13 protein-coding genes are annotated in these 17,498 nt (G+C 36.8%); 3 read left to right on the forward strand and 10 right to left on the reverse strand.

Annotated features, from left to right (window positions below):
* Nucleotides 1–145: 145 nt before the first annotated feature.
* From I6N90_RS06650 to I6N90_RS06665, 4 genes are all read right to left on the reverse strand, one after another.
* A complete protein-coding gene (locus I6N90_RS06650; protein WP_197934661.1) occupies nucleotides 146–2,086 on the reverse strand; it encodes an ABC transporter permease in 1,941 nt (646 codons plus the stop codon).
* The gene (locus I6N90_RS06655) at nucleotides 2,061–2,831 is read right to left on the reverse strand and encodes an ABC transporter ATP-binding protein (RefSeq protein WP_197934850.1); all 771 of its coding nucleotides are present in this window, start codon (nucleotides 2,829–2,831) and stop codon (nucleotides 2,061–2,063) included. The genes I6N90_RS06650 and I6N90_RS06655 overlap by 26 nt, the downstream gene beginning before the upstream one ends.
* Before the next feature lie 127 nt (nucleotides 2,832–2,958).
* Nucleotides 2,959–3,963, reverse strand: a complete 1,005-nt coding sequence (locus I6N90_RS06660; RefSeq protein WP_197934662.1) for a sensor histidine kinase — start codon at nucleotides 3,961–3,963, stop codon at nucleotides 2,959–2,961.
* On the reverse strand, nucleotides 3,960–4,667 hold the full coding sequence (locus I6N90_RS06665; protein WP_197934663.1) for a response regulator transcription factor: 708 nt from the start codon (nucleotides 4,665–4,667) through the stop codon (nucleotides 3,960–3,962). The genes I6N90_RS06660 and I6N90_RS06665 overlap by 4 nt, the downstream gene beginning before the upstream one ends.
* A 147-nt stretch (nucleotides 4,668–4,814) precedes the next feature.
* On the opposite strand from I6N90_RS06665, the gene I6N90_RS06670 reads away from it, so the two are divergent.
* The 3 genes from I6N90_RS06670 (at nucleotide 4,815) to I6N90_RS06680 (ending at nucleotide 8,285) form a co-directional block, all read left to right on the forward strand.
* Nucleotides 4,815–6,230 carry an alpha/beta hydrolase family protein gene (locus I6N90_RS06670; RefSeq protein ID WP_197934664.1) on the forward strand — a complete coding sequence of 472 codons (1,416 nt, stop codon included), beginning with the start codon at nucleotides 4,815–4,817 and terminating at the stop codon, nucleotides 6,228–6,230.
* A 92-nt stretch (nucleotides 6,231–6,322) separates the two neighbouring features.
* Nucleotides 6,323–6,997, forward strand: a complete 675-nt coding sequence (locus I6N90_RS06675; protein ID WP_197934665.1) for a response regulator transcription factor — start codon at nucleotides 6,323–6,325, stop codon at nucleotides 6,995–6,997.
* A complete protein-coding gene (locus I6N90_RS06680) occupies nucleotides 6,990–8,285 on the forward strand; it encodes a sensor histidine kinase (protein WP_197934666.1) in 1,296 nt (431 codons plus the stop codon). The genes I6N90_RS06675 and I6N90_RS06680 overlap by 8 nt, the downstream gene beginning before the upstream one ends.
* Here I6N90_RS06680 and I6N90_RS06685 read toward each other — a convergent pair whose 3' ends face one another.
* The 6 genes from I6N90_RS06685 to I6N90_RS06710 all read right to left on the reverse strand — a co-directional run bounded on the left by I6N90_RS06685 (nucleotide 8,286) and on the right by I6N90_RS06710 (nucleotide 17,476).
* On the reverse strand, nucleotides 8,286–8,744 hold the full coding sequence (locus I6N90_RS06685; protein WP_197934667.1) for a DoxX family protein: 459 nt from the start codon (nucleotides 8,742–8,744) through the stop codon (nucleotides 8,286–8,288).
* A 515-nt stretch (nucleotides 8,745–9,259) separates the two neighbouring features.
* Nucleotides 9,260–9,571 (reverse strand): type II toxin-antitoxin system RelE/ParE family toxin, encoded by a 312-nt coding sequence (locus I6N90_RS06690; protein WP_197934668.1) that lies wholly within the window; start codon nucleotides 9,569–9,571, stop codon nucleotides 9,260–9,262.
* Nucleotides 9,572–9,584: 13 nt separating this feature from the next.
* Nucleotides 9,585–11,450: an N-6 DNA methylase gene (locus tag I6N90_RS06695; RefSeq protein WP_197934669.1), complete on the reverse strand. Its 1,866-nt coding sequence runs from the start codon at nucleotides 11,448–11,450 to the stop codon at nucleotides 9,585–9,587.
* A 116-nt stretch (nucleotides 11,451–11,566) separates the two neighbouring features.
* Nucleotides 11,567–11,845: a type II toxin-antitoxin system Phd/YefM family antitoxin gene (locus I6N90_RS06700; RefSeq protein WP_197934670.1), complete on the reverse strand. Its 279-nt coding sequence runs from the start codon at nucleotides 11,843–11,845 to the stop codon at nucleotides 11,567–11,569.
* A gap of 322 nt (nucleotides 11,846–12,167) precedes the next feature.
* Entirely contained in the window at nucleotides 12,168–16,727 is a 4,560-nt protein-coding gene (locus I6N90_RS06705) for a hypothetical protein (RefSeq protein WP_197934671.1), read from the reverse strand.
* 293 nt (nucleotides 16,728–17,020) lie between these two features.
* Complete coding sequence (locus I6N90_RS06710) at nucleotides 17,021–17,476, reverse strand: GNAT family N-acetyltransferase (RefSeq protein WP_197934672.1); 456 nt, start codon at nucleotides 17,474–17,476, stop codon at nucleotides 17,021–17,023.
* Nucleotides 17,477–17,498: the final 22 nt, after the last annotated feature.

The raw sequence follows: 17,498 nt of genomic DNA on the forward strand, positions 1-17,498 counted from the left end.
ATCCCTTTTCATATCAAAAATCAACCACCGAATAAGTACATTTATATGGTTAGAATCCTCAAAAATCTGCTCCTTCTAGAGAATAAGCGTATTTATGTGCTTAAAACTCGACTTTATCGATTGGAGCAAGATAATAAGTGTATTTCTACGTTAACTTCCTCCGCATATGCCCAAGATAACGTGATCGAATAAGGAAGAAATAAATGATTTGAACAGCAAGAAACGCTCCATAAATATAAAGTGCGTGTTTCAACATCGGTAGCTGCACAAGATTACCCATATTTACGAAAGCAATGGTACTATGAACGGCACCTATTACAAATGGCAAGAAGAACATAAGTAAAAGTTGTCTTGTGACTAATCTCCCTAGCTCTTTGCTACTTAATCCGATTTTTCCAATCATCTCATATTGCTTTTCGTCCCGATCTAAATCCGCATACAAGCGGAAGTAAATAAAGCTGGCAGCAAAGGTGAAAAACACAACTGCAACGAGAACACTTATTATTAGCAATATACCATTTAGTTGCTTTGCATTATACCAATCTACCACTAATGCGGACAAGACAATTTGCAGAGTGGATTCATTTTCAGTCGAACCCTCTACTTTCTCTACTTTCAGATCCTTATCTACCGTTGATTGAAGCTCCCTAGCAATAGGAAGTGTTTTCTCCCATTCAGGCATCACATAATAGACGGTTGATTGAGTAGCTTTGTTCGAAGATATCGAAGCATATATGACATCCGGAACGATAATCGTATCGATTGCAACTGGAAGAATATAATCATTTACTCTTTCCTTAAGTTCCAGCCCCGTTATTTGCTTTCCCTCTAACAAACTTGAATCAACAACAAAATCTACATGATTAGATTTACCCTTCCTGCCGATGGAGCCTGATAGAATAAACATTTGATCATCGTTTAATGTCCTTTGCTTATAATTAAGCAGCTTTGCAAGTTTATTGTATTCCGAAAGTCTAATAACAGGGTATTTGTCATCGTTATTTGTTTCTACTGCCGTTTTTTCAAATATAAATCCCTCTTCTTGCAAAGCCCCGTCAATACTATTCAAATGCTTCTCCGTCAGCTCACTGCCTGGATAAGTCACGTAAGTAAAGGCATACGGGTTTTCCCGCTCTGAGCGATCAGGATCACCAATGACTAGGCAAACACCCACACCCGAAAATGCTACTGCCATGACCGTAGCCACCATAAAAAACATAATCGCATTATCTTTCATCCGGTAAGCAAGATCAGTGAACGTTAACAAATTAACTTTGCGGAAAAATAGTCCTTCACGGCGTTTAAGTGCACGAATAACATAAACGCTTAGCTGCGTGAACAAAAAATAAGTACCTAATACGACACAACCAACCGCAGAGGCAATAAGCCATAAATAGTAAGCATCGTTATTAACGAAATGAAACACCATGCCATAACCTGCACCTATCAATACGATAGAAAGCAAAGTTAGCAGAAGCGATGCTTTCGGCTCTGGCCTTGGCTTCTCATCCGACTTAATAAGTTCCAGCACCTCATTGCGTCTACCAATTCTAGTCGTTAATAGGGAGATCACAATGAAAAGAAGAGTAAATGCACCTGCCGTCATCCAGATTGCTTGAAATGGAATATAAAAAGCTAACCCCTCTTCGAGCATAAGTAACCGTGAGCTAGCTAGCAACATTAATTTCGTACACAATACGCCTACTAAAATACCACCTACAATTGCAGCTGTTCCAATGATCATATTTTCGATAAAAGTGAGTTTCTTTCGTTGTGACTCCGACATGCCAAGTATAGCGAGAATGCCAAATTCCTTCTTCCGCACCTTCAGAAATGCACTTGTTGAATAGAGCAGAAACAGAAATGAAAAGATGAAGATCAAATACTGTGACACTTTAAGCCCCATCGTCCCAAGGTAAGAAGCAACTCCGCTGCTAGATTTCAATTGGCCTTGCAGATCTGGATGAAATAGCAACACGGCGTAGATAAAAAATACCATAACAGAGAAAGCACTACTCAAAAAGTGAGCCGCGTACGTTCTTTTTTTGCGGATGACATTTCTAAACGCGAACTGTCGGAAATTCATTTTCTTGACCTCCCAGCAAAGAAAGAACGTTTATAATTTTTTGGTAGAAGGCAGAGCGATTATCCCCACAATGAACTTCGGTATAATATTGACCATCTTTAATGAAGACGACCCGATCACAATAACTTGCCGCCATCGCGTCATGTGTTACGAGCATCATCGTTGCGCCTTCATCCTTATTAAGCTTACCCATCAGCTCCATTACATCTCGTGCTGACTTGGAATCAAGGTTTCCCGTCGGCTCATCTGCAAGAAGTAATTGTGGCCCATGAATGAGCGCTCGTGCGATAGCCGTACGTTGTGCCTGACCACCTGATATTTCAAATGTGCGCTTGTCCATAATGTGTGCGATACCAAGTTTCTCCGAAATTGACTCCGCTCTACGCTTCATCTCTTGAAGGCTCATCCCATCTAGCGTCAAAGGGAGCAACATATTTTCCTTAACGGTCATCGTATCGAGTAAATTGAATGACTGGAATACAAAACCGAGCTCGCGTCTGCGAAAGTGTGCCAGCTTCTCCTGCGACAAGTCGTAAGGGTTGTTGCCGTTTATTCGAACTTCACCTGAAGTCGGACGATCAATTGTTGAGACAACATTAAGTAACGTCGTTTTCCCACTACCCGACGGTCCCATTATGCCAACGAATTCCCCTTTTTCGATCGTGAGGTCGATGTTTGTTAAAGCCTTATAAGAGACTTTCCCCGGATAAATTTTATTTAGATTGCGCACTTGGAGTAGATCCATCATTCGCACTCTCCTTATCTATGTCTGTGATAGCTTCAGTGTAAATCAAAGCTCACTCTATTTCGACGAACATTCCCTTCACCTAACTTACAATATTGTAAGAATGCAGAAAGAAAGCGAGAAGACCTTATCGATCTCTCGCCTTACCAGCTCTTGCATATGGAAAAATAAGACGAATAACCGTACTCCGGCCAACTTCCGATTCCGCCTCTATCCCTTGATTCATTTTGTCCATAACAGTCTTTGCAATATATAGCCCCATACCGGAAGATTCTTTAAACCGCCTACCATTCTCACCTGTGAAGAAAGGTTGGAATATTCGTTTCATATCCGATGAAGGTATGCCAACTCCCTGATCACGAACTTCCAAATAAACACCACGATCATTAGCGTATGCTGCAATCGTAATCTGAGTTTCAGTTCCAGAAGCAAACTTAACCGCATTCGAAATAAGTTGGAGCAAAATAAATCGAAGCCATTTCCGATCTGTTTCGACAATTAGATCTTTTTCTATCTCAATTCGAGGATACACATAGTTCCGAATAAATAATCGTTTATTTTCCAATATAACTTCATTCGCAAGTTCTCGGAGTACAACTTTATCTACTACGAAATCATGCTCGAACGTTTCCAAACGCGCCATATAAAGAATCATTTCTAACCCTGTGCGAAGTCGCTCTGTCTCCTCGAGCATACTTTCATTACGTGGCTCATCATCCTCTTGCAGCATGAGCTCAAGTACAGATAGAGGTGTTTTCATCTGATGTACCCACTGATTCATAAACGTAATATGGTTTTGCCAATTGCGCTCACCTTCGACCATTGCATTCTCATAATGACGATACTGCGACTGTAGCAGTTCGTTAACCGAAACAGGAAGCGGCGATTGTTCCCCAAGTTGATAGGACTCTTCAAGCTTGAACTCTTTTTTGCTCAAAAGCTGATAGAACTTCCTATGACTGATATAACGATAAATCAGATAAACCACAAATACACATATTCCTAACGAGATGGCATAGGCTGCAACTGTCCAGTTTCGATAACCATCAAGGTAAAATACAGTCGTTACAACGGTAAGCTGTACCAAAGTTAAAAGAATTAACGGGATGTGCTCACGAAAAAATAGTTTCATTGTTTCCCCTCTTGCTCCCATATTCCAATTAGCCGATACCCCGTTCCTCGAACGGTTTCTAATGCATCTGCAATGCCAAGTTCCGCAAGCTTTTTACGTAGCCGAGTAACATTGACGCTAAGTGCATTATCATCGACATAGGCATAATCGTCCCATAATTTTTCGAGAATAGATTCCCTACTTACTAACTTCTCAAACTTTTTTAGGAGCGTTTCAGTAAGTATCATTTCCTTTTTCGTCAATTCAACTGACTTACTGTTTAGATGGAGCTCCATTCGTTCTGGATAAAGAGTGAGTCCAGCCTTTTCTATTACTCTCTCCGCTGTTGCAACAGCATAATCGCCATACACACGGCGTAGCTGGCTGCGTATCTTCGCCATAACAACTTCATAATGGAACGGCTTCGTTAAATAATCGTCCCCACCATTTTCGATGGCGTACACTTGATCCATTTCACCGCTCCTCGCTGACAGGAAGATGACTGGGCAAGTGGAAACTGTACGTATTTGTCTACACCAATAAAAGCCGTCGAAACTAGGTAAATTGATATCCATCAGAACGATATGTGGCTGAACATGCTGGAAAGCGTTTAATACATTTTGAAAGTCTCCAACGATTATCGCCTCGTTACCGTACTTTTCTATATATGATTTTAATAGCTCTGCAATTTTCGGGTCGTCCTCAACGATAAGTATCTTGTACATCCTAAAGCGCCTCCTATTTCCGTATGTTGCTCAACACGATTAAAACCATTGTAACAAAAAACAGTTGGAAAAATGTGCAATTGTTATTCATCTGTTGTTCATATTCAATTGGTACTATTTAGGAAGATAAAGAGAGGAGAATACGAAATGAAACTGTTTGAGATTGGATTAGCGATTGTCATCGTCGCCATTATTTCAGGGTATGTAACTGGCTTTTTTAGCAAAAGAAAAGGTGCGGGTATATTGCATGCGGTAGGAGCTATTTTGTTAGTTCTGCACTTAGCTATCGAAGAGTACCGTGAACATATGATTTTGATCTATGTCACTTATTTGATTTGTGTACTCTGCTATGGAGTAAATGTCGTCCGTAGAGGTAAGTCCGCCGGACGTGTACGAAGTAAACTGTGGAAACGTATCGTTGTTGGTTTCTTGGGGTTAGCTTTAGTAACCGCAGGACTTGCCGTACCACTATATTTGTTACCAAAAGTGAAATTACTCCTTCCTACGGGAACCTTTGCGGTTGGGACTGCTAACTATCACTGGGTCGATAAATCTCGTGAAGAGTCTTTTACAGTTGATCAATCTGATTATAGGGAAGTGATAGCAAAAGTATGGTACCCTGCCGAAATCGGAGATGATGCGGAGCTTGCCCCCTATGCATATACTGCTGAAGAGCGCAGATTGGTGGGAAAAAACGTACCATTTTTTAAGAAAGCGCTTGTTAGCTCTATTTCTGATGTAAAGTCCCATTCTTATTGGAAAGCTCCTGTATCATCCCAATCTGAAAAGTATCCTGTTTTGCTTTTTTCACCTGGTTATGGGGCTTCCAATTATATGTACGCGTCTATTTTAGAAAACTTGGCAAGCCACGGCTATATCATTATCGCTATGCAGCATCCATACTTTACAATGCTCCCAGCTCTATTCCCTGACAATCGCGTAGCAGTAGGAGAAATTGAGCCAGCAACTGAATCTGTACTGGATACGATGGATAAACAAATAGCAATTTGGACCCAAGATGCACTCTATATACTAAATCAATTGGAACAATGGAATAACCATGAAACTGGTGATCTCTTAAGCGGTAAGATGGATCTATCGAAAATAGGGATGTTCGGCCATTCCTTCGGCGGCGCTGCATCTGCTCAAGTCATGAACGAAGACAATCGGATATTGGCTGGTGTGAACATAGATGGCACTTTCTTTGGTAAACGTATTGAAAACGGTCTGTCTAATCCTTTTTTATACCTCCGATCTTCTGAATCAGCCGCAGATTCTAGCTCCATTATGACGAAAGAGGAGTACTATAAATTAGTTTCTCCTGAAGAGGGAAACTATGAAGAATATATCAATATCCAAAAGGAGACGATCCTTCGGAGTAAAGGTGTGCTTCGTAATGGAGGGACAGAGCAAGTTATAGACAATATCACTCATCAAGGATTTTCCGAAGCGGTTCAATTCTTTCCCAAGCTAGGTAAATATAATTCATCCGCAATAATCCAGACTAATAAAGTTTTATTGCAATACTTTGACAACCATGTGAAAACAGCACAAATAAAATAAGATTGCCGCAAGGATATGGATCGATATAACATATATAGTAATTGATATGATATTTATTATCGATCATAAACGTTTTTCAGGAGGTTATTTCCTTGATTAAAGTGCTAGTCGCTGATGACGATCCACATATACGCGAGCTTATAAAACTTGCATTGCGTTCAGACGGTTATGATTTTATTGAGGTGGATAATGGTCGTGAGGCGATTGAGGTCATCTATCGAAGCAACCCGCAATTTGCAATTGCTGATATTATGATGCCAGGCAAAGATGGGCTTACCGTATGTCGTGAAATAAAAAAGTATACGGATATTCCCGTATTAATGTTGACTGCAAAAGGAACAAATAGGGATAAAGTTAAAGGGTTTCAAGCTGGGGCTGACGATTATGTCGTCAAGCCCTTTGACCCTAATGAGCTTAAGTATCGGGTAAAAGCACTCCTGCGAAGATATCGAATGGAACAAGGATTTTCTGTTCGAGTTGGTTCACTTTATATGAATATAGAGGGGCAAATCTTGATTGGTGAAACTTCTATTTCCTTGCCGCCTAAGGAATATGAGCTGTTATTTAAACTAGCCGCACATCCGAATCGAACATTAACACGTGAACAGTTGATCGAGTATGTATGGGGGGCAGAGTTTACAGGAGATGAAAGAACGGTTGACGTGCATGTTAAAAGACTTAGAGAACGATTCAGTGCACTTACTGATAGCTTTCAGATTATAACGGTTAGAGGATTCGGTTATCGATTAGAGGTTAAACATGTTTAAATCGTTGTATACAAGAGTCTTTATCACTTTTATGAGTGCCGTACTTATTAGCGTTATTGTTGGCTTTGTAAGCGCAGTTTCCTTTTTTCTCAAGTCAAATAATCAACACACTGTAGAAATAATAGAGAATAAAGCTAACATTATTATTGAACACTATGATACATCCAAACCTTCCGACCTGTCCGTCTATTTAAGTCTAGCATCGAAAATATCCGAAGTAGGACTAAAGCTAACTTCAGCCGATCAAAACGCACCGCAGTATTATAATGCAAATGAAGATGATTTCGCATGCAACTGCGGATACACCGTCAGTATACCTTGGATTATTGACGGCAATACGCATACGCTCGAAGTTCTAATGAAAGAAACAAACCTATCTGGGATAAGAGAAATATTTACCGTTTTGGCTGTCGTTCTATTAGTCGGTGGACTCATTATGCTACTATCTGTTCGATATTTAATTAAGCCGGTTAAAGAGGTTACAAATGCTGCAAAACAAATCGCAAAAGGTGATTTTAACGTTCGTTTATCCCAGCATAGGAGTGATGAGCTTGGTTCACTTTCTACTGCTATCAATGAAATGGCCGCAGAGCTTGGACAATTAGATCGTGAAAGACAGGACTTTGTCGCTAATGTGTCCCATGAATTTCAATCGCCACTTACATTGATTAAAGGCTATTCCTCTATGATATTAGAAGGGGAGTTGAATGAACACGAGAAGAAACAGGCTCTCCATACAATGATTAATGAAACGGATCGTTTATCGAGGTTAAGTGATAATCTTCTTCGTTTAGCTTATTTGGAATCTGATCGTTATGCCCTCTCCTTGTCCAGCTTCGATCTTGCAGAACAAATTCGTAAAACAACATTAGCCTTTGAGCCGATGTGGGCAAGTAAACAGTTGGATGTTTCGATGGATGCGGAACGTACGCTCATTAAAGCTGATCAAGAACTGCTAGCTCAAGTGTGGGTCAACTTGATGTCCAATGCCATTAAGTTCGCTCCTGTTGGGGGTAATATTTATATCAAATTGGAAGCGGGTATTGATGCGACGGGACCAGTATCTGTATCCTTTTTTGACAATGGAACTCCTATCCCAGAAAAAGATATCGAGCGGATCTTCCAACGATTTCAGAAAGGTGATCGTTCTCGTGACCGCAAAGTTGGCGGCAACGGATTAGGTTTGTTTCTAGCAAAAACGATTATGAATATTCATGGAGGGAGTATTACAGTTGTGCATGAACGTGATGGGAAATCTTTTGTTGTGGGATTGCCGAGGAATAAATAGTTAACTTGAGAGAGTATCAAAAATGGGTGAAGCCAGTATGACTGATACTAGAAATATGATCTGAAGCTTCGTTCTAGTAAATAGTCTTGGCACAGGCTTGCCGTCGATCGTGAGCCCTTCACGAGCTGCCCGAATGTTAGCGGGAAACATAACAATTAGTAACACAGTTAAGCAGATGGATGCAGTGTGCGAAGTAGCTGGTATCATAATGCCAATTGACCCGGCGATCTCAAAGAGCCCAGTTGCTGTTACAATCAAATCAGCTCTTGGGAATGAAAGGGGCACCATACGGATTAGGTCAGAACGTCTTTTCCCCCAGTGAGCGGATGCAGTAAGTAAAAACATAATTGCAACCGCTCCTTGTAGAGAAGAATGCCAATCGTCGAAATATGACCAGCCTAGTATTCCAACAAATCGAAACAATAGAAAAGATGAGACAAGAGCAATTAACGGTGCCATGTTGACCCCTCCCAAATAGACTATAGATTTTTGAGGTTATTTTGTCTTTAACAAATTTATCATGAAGTCGAATAAATCTTGAACAGTGAACTGCTATCTTGTTCAAATCATTCGAACTCTCAATAACGAAATACTGTTGACCGATAAGTGTCTATTGTATGAACTACTGCACAGACCTATCATAATAATGCCTTAGCACTTCTGCGACGGCAGGTTCTGCTTCCTTCCCTATCAGATACATTTAAATCAGGAATATGATTGTAATTTCACTACTTATTTCAATGGAGATGCTAGTATATCAATACTTCTCACTTGATAACTTATCTAGACAGATAGTTGACATTTATACTCAACGAAACATTCATAGGTATACTATAAAAGCACTAGATTATTTAATGCTTGTTGTTGAGGGGGTCGTCACCCTTTTGGTTACCCCACAAATACAACTCGTCTGACTAAAAGTGAGCAACAATTCACATAAGTTAGATTATCGGAGTCGACATTGGAGGAGATACTTAAAGCAGTTTTAAATAATCGCGTTTACTATAAATGATGCGTCGGATTTCTACAGTGTTGTCCAATATAATATAGAAAATTAGGTAACTCTCCACGAAAAGTATTCGATACTCATCCTTAAGCTTTCCTGTGCTTCTATAAAGACGTCCTGAGTAAGGGAAGTATTCTAAGCGAGAAATAGCTTCTTCAAACTTTTCTACTAGATGAATTGCTGCTTCTGGTGCGAAAAGCTGTTCGCTAATGTAATTAGTAATATCTAACAAGTCTGATTGTGCTAACGCGAGATAACGTAAAGTGTACTTTTTCTCCATATGTGTGACCCCTTTATAGTTTGTTATTAATCCCCATTCTTTCAAGCAATATTGTTTTTTTCATAACATAGATTTCTTCTGTTTCCTTCATAGTCTCTTCATATTCTTGTTTACTCTTCATTAACCCTTCTCCGACTTCATTCATAAATTCAGTAGTAAATAATGGAATTTCAAGTTGTACCAGCTTAGAAGGATTAATCAACTTTATTGTTGTTCCTGTTTGAATTCCATCAATCATCCTTCGTCCCGTATTACTCTGTAAAAATTCATACAAAACATATGCATCGTATCGTTTAGGATTTACTCGAATGATGGACAAGTTGCCGCTAATAAACGACTCTCTAAATGAATCTTCAACAATGGCGAACTTGATTAGTGAACCTTTAGAAGTAATGAGTATATCCAACGGTTGGATTGCAAACTTTGCAAGCCAGTCTTGCTTTTTACAAGCAATTTTCGACTCCTCGTCATAAACAATTCTCCCATTCTCTATATCTTTAATATTTAAAAAATAATGCGTTGCAGACTGCTTGAGATCTTCAAATTCTTCTTTAGATATTTGTGCCCCCCGTCTAATCTCCGCAATTTCGCCAAGCGTTACTGTATTCTGATATAAGCTTTTCAAACTATCGAATTCTAAATATTCTTTTGGATTGAGGCTATAGTTACAGGCTCTAATTTTTTCAGCGTCCATCAGTCTGCAAAATCGTTCCTCTTCATCTCCATCCCAATAAGCTGCAACAATCTTAGTAAGACCCTCTTCTGTAATCTCATGTTGATATTTATTCATTCTGTGTGAAAATTTACTTGCATCAATAAACAATATTTTGTTTCGTCTTTCTCTCGGTTTACTTTTATTAAAAATGATCAGCTCTGTACTGATATTAGTATGGGAGTAAAGGTTCTCTGGCATAGTAATGATTGCTTCGATTAAATCCTTATCAAGGATTGATTTTCTTATATGAACTTCAGTACTTCTTACCAGTGTCCCCTTTGTACCGATTACAATGGCTTTTCCGTTTTCATTCAAATGGTATAAGACATTTTGATAAAATGCCCAGTCCGCGGACGCTCTCGGTGGTATACCGAATTCAAACCTAGGATCGTCCCAAGCTTTTTCTGGACTCCAAGTTAAGTTAAAAGGTATATCCGAAAAAATAAAATCAAAACTTTGGCGCAAATCATCTTTACTTACATGGTCTAAGGCATTTTTATTAACGATGGTGAAGTTAGAGATACGATTTACAAACATTAATAGTTTGGAAATCAAATAAACCGTAACATTAATCTCTTCCCCATAATAATAGGGAAGGTTATCTTTACCCGATGCATTCACACGTTTAACCATCTCAATATAAAAACTCGATATTCCTGAACAATAATCAGCAAACGAATGAATGTGTTCAATATGAACTAGATTAAATGCCAGATTTGTAATTGCTTCTGGAGTTCCGACGTTCTCCTTACCACCAACAAATTTTGAAGCTAGCAAGTTAATAAGCTGAATAATTTCCTTACTATTATTAAATTGGAAATGGTTCAAGTTGTTTATTACTATTTTAAATTCTCGATTCGTAGAGATATTGGAAATATGAAAAAATGAATCCACGATACCGGTAATAATGTCATGAAGCTCTTTATCGCTATTCTCCAGTTGTTTAATTCTGAAATAAATCCATTCTTCGATTGAATTTTCTTGAATATCTTTGCACCGTTGAACCTTCTGATCGCTGCTTTGTTCAATTTCATATAAATAATAGAAGGATGTAATGACCATAAAAATACGAATAGATTGTTCATTTGTGTATATTCTCCTTAGCTCTTCTAGACTCTGACCTATCAATTTATTCAGTTCGGTACTCCTGTAGATATTAATCATCCCGCTTCCTCATTTAAGGTATTGGCATACCTATTGAATTTACTTAAAAAAATATGTATGAGCATACCTAATATAACTTAGGGATAACTAACTGTCAAGAAAAGCAAAGACCGGAGTTACCCCCGGTCACCATTATTAATTTTCTGTTTTATTTTATCAAATACTTCAGAGTGAGTATAACGGACATCTGACTTACTTGCTTCAAGTTCAGCTTCTTTCAGTTTTGCAAATATCTCTTTGTCGTATTGCATATTCTCAAACTGCTCAATACTCATGACGACCATATCGCCATGTCCATTTTTCGTGAGAAATACCGGCTCTCGACTTTCATGAACGATCTTGGATATTTCAGCAAAATTGTTCCGCAGATCGGATATAGGTCTAATTTGTGGCAAAACGTCCCTCTCCTTTCAATAATATTTTATCATGATTATGATATCCATTCAACTTGATTCTAATACAAAGATAGCCGTTTTTTCAGAGATCAGGCAACATTAGATATACGTAACTGAAGAATGAATGATACGATACCACATTTTCATTCAGTTGCCTGGGGCTACTTGATGTACATTTTAATAACTAGCCACAGGATCTTCATTGTGGCGCTTTATGCCACAAGACTATTTAAGGTTTTAGCAAGTTTGACACTTTCTTTTCCCATATTTCACAGAATCTATTTACGAATATCTGTTGCTAATTTATTTCAAGAAACTCTAATTATCTTTCCATCATCTCTTGACTTAATCTTCTAACTGGTCCAATTTGCTTTTCAAACATTAAATCCCAGATATCCAGACATTCTTGTGCTATGCTCTTTAACTCTTCTCTCGCAGATCCAGAGGTCTCATCGTATAATCCAATTATTATTTTAGAGATTTCTTCGTGTATTCCCCAAACATTCTCATATCTATCAATATCATTATGGATTAAATACCAACTCATAGATAATATTATATCTTTATATTCAATTACTGACTTTGACTCCTCTTCCAGGTAGTGTACAAATGTATGTAATGTTCTAGGGCTTAAATCAGATTTCATTATCTCTATCAAAAAATCCTTATCTCTCTCCAAATTAATTAAATCATCATAAAATAATCTTGAGATTGGCCTTTCTAAATCTACTGTGCTTGTTTTAAATCTTAGTATAATATTTTTAGCTAATGTATTATATTCATCCTTATTAAAATATAACATGACCATACATAGAACCTCTTCAGCTTGTAATTTGCTCATAGTTTCTACATTTGTCATTTCATCTACAAATTCATTTTTAAGTATATACATTTCTGATAAACAATGTGCACCAGCCTTAATTAATTCTTCATCTTCAGAATCATAGCATTCTTTAATAATTCGTAATACGCGATTTCGATACTTAGGGTACAGTAAAAAAAACATATTTTTTGTATTATGAAATCCTGCCAGTCGGTAATCTTGTTCATAAAGATAAAGAATCTTATCAGTAGCCCAGTCTCGATCAATATTATATGAAGGCCATAGCACAGATAAAGTTGCTAATCTTACTGCAGGATTTTCATCATATGCCAATCTTTCGATTACTTCTTTAAACTGCTTAAAATGACCATTGTCTTTCCATAAAAGATGAGCTATTGCTCTGGATGCTTTACCTCTTACGCAATTCAACGCATTGCTTTGTAACATATCAAAGCTACGCATTTCATTATCTTCACTGCTAGTCACATTTGGTTTTCCATTTTCCGGGTTTTTATGATTATTCGCAATGTCCTTAAGGATATCCAAAATCTCTTGTGACCATTCAACTTTTTCTCTATTCTCAACTAGAGTACAAATGGAACTTGCCCTATAGGAAGTGTAATTAAATGAATATTTTAGAATCAATGCTTCTAACTGTTTTGACGGGACTTTATCCAAATTTTTACTGTGCGCCACTCCACTAAACAATGAATCAATATATATATCTATAATCTTATTATTATTTGAAAGCATCAACTTTATCATTCTTTCAGGATCTTCGGAAACGGCACTATTAAAACTACTTGAAAATGACTCAATTGAATTTTCTACATATTCTCCCGAAGTTGCATTCCAACGTGAAATATACTCCTTGCTAGGTTTATTGCTAGTTAATATATCCATCCAGTTTTTATTACTTAGCTTCTTTCCCCCAACAGGAGAAATTACAGATCCACTGTGTCCGTTTGAATACTTGTATAATATATGTTCATTGATAAATCTACGCCGTAATATACGTAACAAATCTTTGGACTTTTCACTGAGACGACTATATGGTAGCACTTCTAGGATTTCTTTTTGTAAGTCCCCCCAAAAACTCCAATAGGCTTTGTGACCATTATTCCCACGATTAAACTCTATTCTACGTTGATACATTCCTTTAGATAAAGGTGAAATATAACCAATAACAGTTTTTTCTAGTTTATCAAAAATAGCTTGGCTACAATGTTCTGAATGCCTAGCTATAACCAGTTTTGCAAGCAACAACTCATCGCCATTACCACTTGTTTTTTCAAATATGTTATTATCAAAATCAATACATATATATTCAATAATAGTATCACTAAATAAATTAGGTAATCTGGACAATGTATCTAAAATTATCTCATTATATAACTCATTGCCTGTCCCCATAAAATCTTCATATAATTCCCAAAATATGTTTGGATTTAAAGCAATCAATGCTGCATTCGCCTTTTTTATAATTTGAATGCATGCTCTTTCAAGTCCCCTTTTGTAGAGGTATCTTCCAGACCAATCACTATAATACAACATTTCATCTTTTCCAGTCGGGATAAATGGTAGTAATAAATTAATTACTTCTACACAATTTTTAATTAATACTTCCGAATCCTCTTGCAGAAATTCCTCTTCATATCTATATATGGTTTTAGAATGTCTATTGCGTTTATTTTCCAATAAAAACACCAACACACGCATTGCTCTCATTTCACAATTTTTAAGCATTGCCTTAAAGTTAAGATAGTTGTCAACCATATGTGGATAATGAAAATAAAATTTCATTCGTAATTCAAACATCTCATCGGAATCTTGATTGATATCATTTGAAAAACATCGCCAAAATTTATTATCATCATCTTGCGATAGAAATGCTCGCTTTTCTATAAATTCAACATCTTTATATTCATAATTAGGAGATATACTAGCAATCAAATTAAAGACAACAGCTTTTTTCTCTGAAGTTTCAAACCATTTGTCTAAAATACCGCAATCCCTGAGTAATCTGATATATTGTGGCTTAGAATATATAACATTATCTATTATGTGGTTTCCGTATTTTTCATCTTCGCAATTTTTGATTATATAGTTCTGTATATTCTCGTCTAAAACATCTAGTTGATTTAATACTTCAAAAACGACAAATCTCACACTATATCTGAGTTGCTCATAATTTAGCATTTTTATTCCTGCATCAAGAAAATCCTCGCGATTATATTCAATTAAATTCTGTAAAAACATCTGCACCTGGTATCTTCTCCCAGGTGTTTGCCTTTCTTTATTTCCTATAACCTCTAAAATATCTCCACCCTCATAATACTTTCTCAACATTTCTTCAGCTAGAAAACAATCTAAGATAGATTGATGAGCAAAGGAAATTTTATTATCTTGTTTCAGTAGAAAACCATTAGATGATAAAAAATCCAGGCATGAGATATTGACCTTCAATAAATTTGAGGGAATACTTATTCGACCCAATTTATCAAAAAAACCAATTATCCTTTCCTTTGTTTCATTTACATCCCCCTCGCTTAATCCAAATGCAAAGCAGTTTCTTAATAATTGCGCCCACCATTCGGTAACCAAATGACTTGCAGTCGAACATTCACTATATTCTTTATTAGAGTCTAATCGTTCCCAAATATATATATTGCTAGGTATTTTTAGTATCTCCTTCAATTTAACTGTTAAACTATCATAACGATTCCCTATAACATCTCTCACTGTTTCATCACAAAATTCATTAACTTGAATCTCATTCCATTGGATACCCTCTTTTTTCTTATTGTCCTTTTTAAACAAATATTTAATATTATTATCATTTTCCAAATCATACGTTCTACATACAAACACCACAGAAATCTTATATTCTCTTTCAATATTTAATCTCTCTACTTGATCTATAATCTGAGTGCATACCAATAAAGCATCTCTAGAATGCGCTTGAGTCCAGCGTAGTGCATCTAATTGATCTAGAATAATTACAGCATTTTGAGTTCTAGAAACACTATGTATACAATGAACTATAGATGCCGGTAACCCTAGATCTTTCCCCCATTTCTCCGCTGTACCACTCGGAATACGTTTATCTAATTTAATCGCTAGATATGGTATGGCACTATCGCGACAATAGTTAATAATGTCCTCAGTACAACCACTTTTTCCTCTTCCAGCTTTCCCATGTATAATCAAGGACTCCCCTGAATTTATAGCTTTTCTACATAAACAAAATTCCTGTCTATCAATTAACTCATTATTCAATGGAATAAATAAATATCTATATTCTCGATTTAATTCCTCCAATCTAGGAACAATCCGTCTATCAGAAGCAAGATTTTTTAATTCTATTTCGTTTTCACTAAGCAGTTGATGAACAACTGTTTGGTCTATTTGTTTTCCTAGAAGGTCTCCTTCTATAATCCAAGAAACCAATCGTTCATAAATGTCTTGTTCATCACCAAGCAGCAGATAACTTATTTTTGATAAAATTAATTCTTTTAGTTCAGCATCTGGAAATTGACGATACGATATCTTCTTTAAAAGAGAAATACATTTAATTAAATCCATTTCTACCACAGGATCTAGATCCATTGACTTACAAAAATTTTTGAAAAAATCTTTTAGTTCTTTACTGGCATTAAGAATTTGATTATGATAAAAATCTTGAGGAATGTTACTAGTATTCCTTGCTCTAGTGATAAGGTCTTCTAATAGCATGAACGATACAGGTGATACCAAGGCAACTCTATTCGATTCATCCCTCTCTAATTGAAACTTCCAATTTGTAAAGATCCCTCTTGCATTGGCTGTGCCATAATCCCAATATTCCTTACTTGCATTTCTCCCTTTACATTGCTGACCTTCTCTGGTGCCATTTTTATTACCAATCCAAATATCAACTCCCCGCTCGTCATCTCCAAGAGCTTCAAACATAATATATTCTAGCTTCTCCTCCAATACTTCAAGGATCTTATAAATTATCCATCTTATCTCGAATCTATTACCGCTTTTATCTGCTCTTCCACCTAATTCATATGGCATACTAATCCCCCATCTAAAAAGCAAGCTACAATAGATTAATGATTGAAGCTTGCTTAGTTGATATGTTATTTCACTTTTATAATTCATTATTCTTTTGATTATTTATTCATGGATAATACATTCTGCCTCACACTATATCTCCGACAATCTTCTAAGCTAAACTGTGAAGCATTGTTAATAGTGTTCTCAATATCCTCGGTCTTTAAGTCTGAAATTTGGATAATAACAGAACGGTTAGGCGTCAACTTTCTTCGATCAACGCCTACTCACGCATACTCGTTGAACTGCTACAATTAATTACTGACTTCAAACTCCAAAAGAGGTAATTTCCTCCCTTCAAATACGGTCGATTCAATCTCTCCAATCCGACTAGCTCCCATCGCTAGATAAAAATCTTCTGCAAGTGGTTCACTATGAATCGTAACTTTACTAATGTTCATACTCTTAGTAACCTCTATCATATTTTTCCATAACGTTTTTCCGTAGCCTTTCCCAATATATTTAGGATCGATAAATAAATCCTTTAGTAACCAACCATCCTCTTCTTGCTCCAGGCCTATAAAACCTGTTATGGTGTCTTCGTCTTCTAACACAAATACTAGAGAAGTTGCAATATATTCAGACGATACAGTTAAATCGTTACGACAGGCCTCCATAAAATCTTCGCTATAACCCCAATAGGCTTTTGAACGAAATGCAAGATCAGTTAAATAACTATCCTCATGAATAGTTGCTTTACGTATTTTCAAATATAAATCCCCTTTCTTAATC

It is taken from the genome of Paenibacillus sp. GSMTC-2017 (assembly GCF_016019935.1).
GTDB lineage: Bacteria > Bacillota > Bacilli > Paenibacillales > Paenibacillaceae > Pristimantibacillus.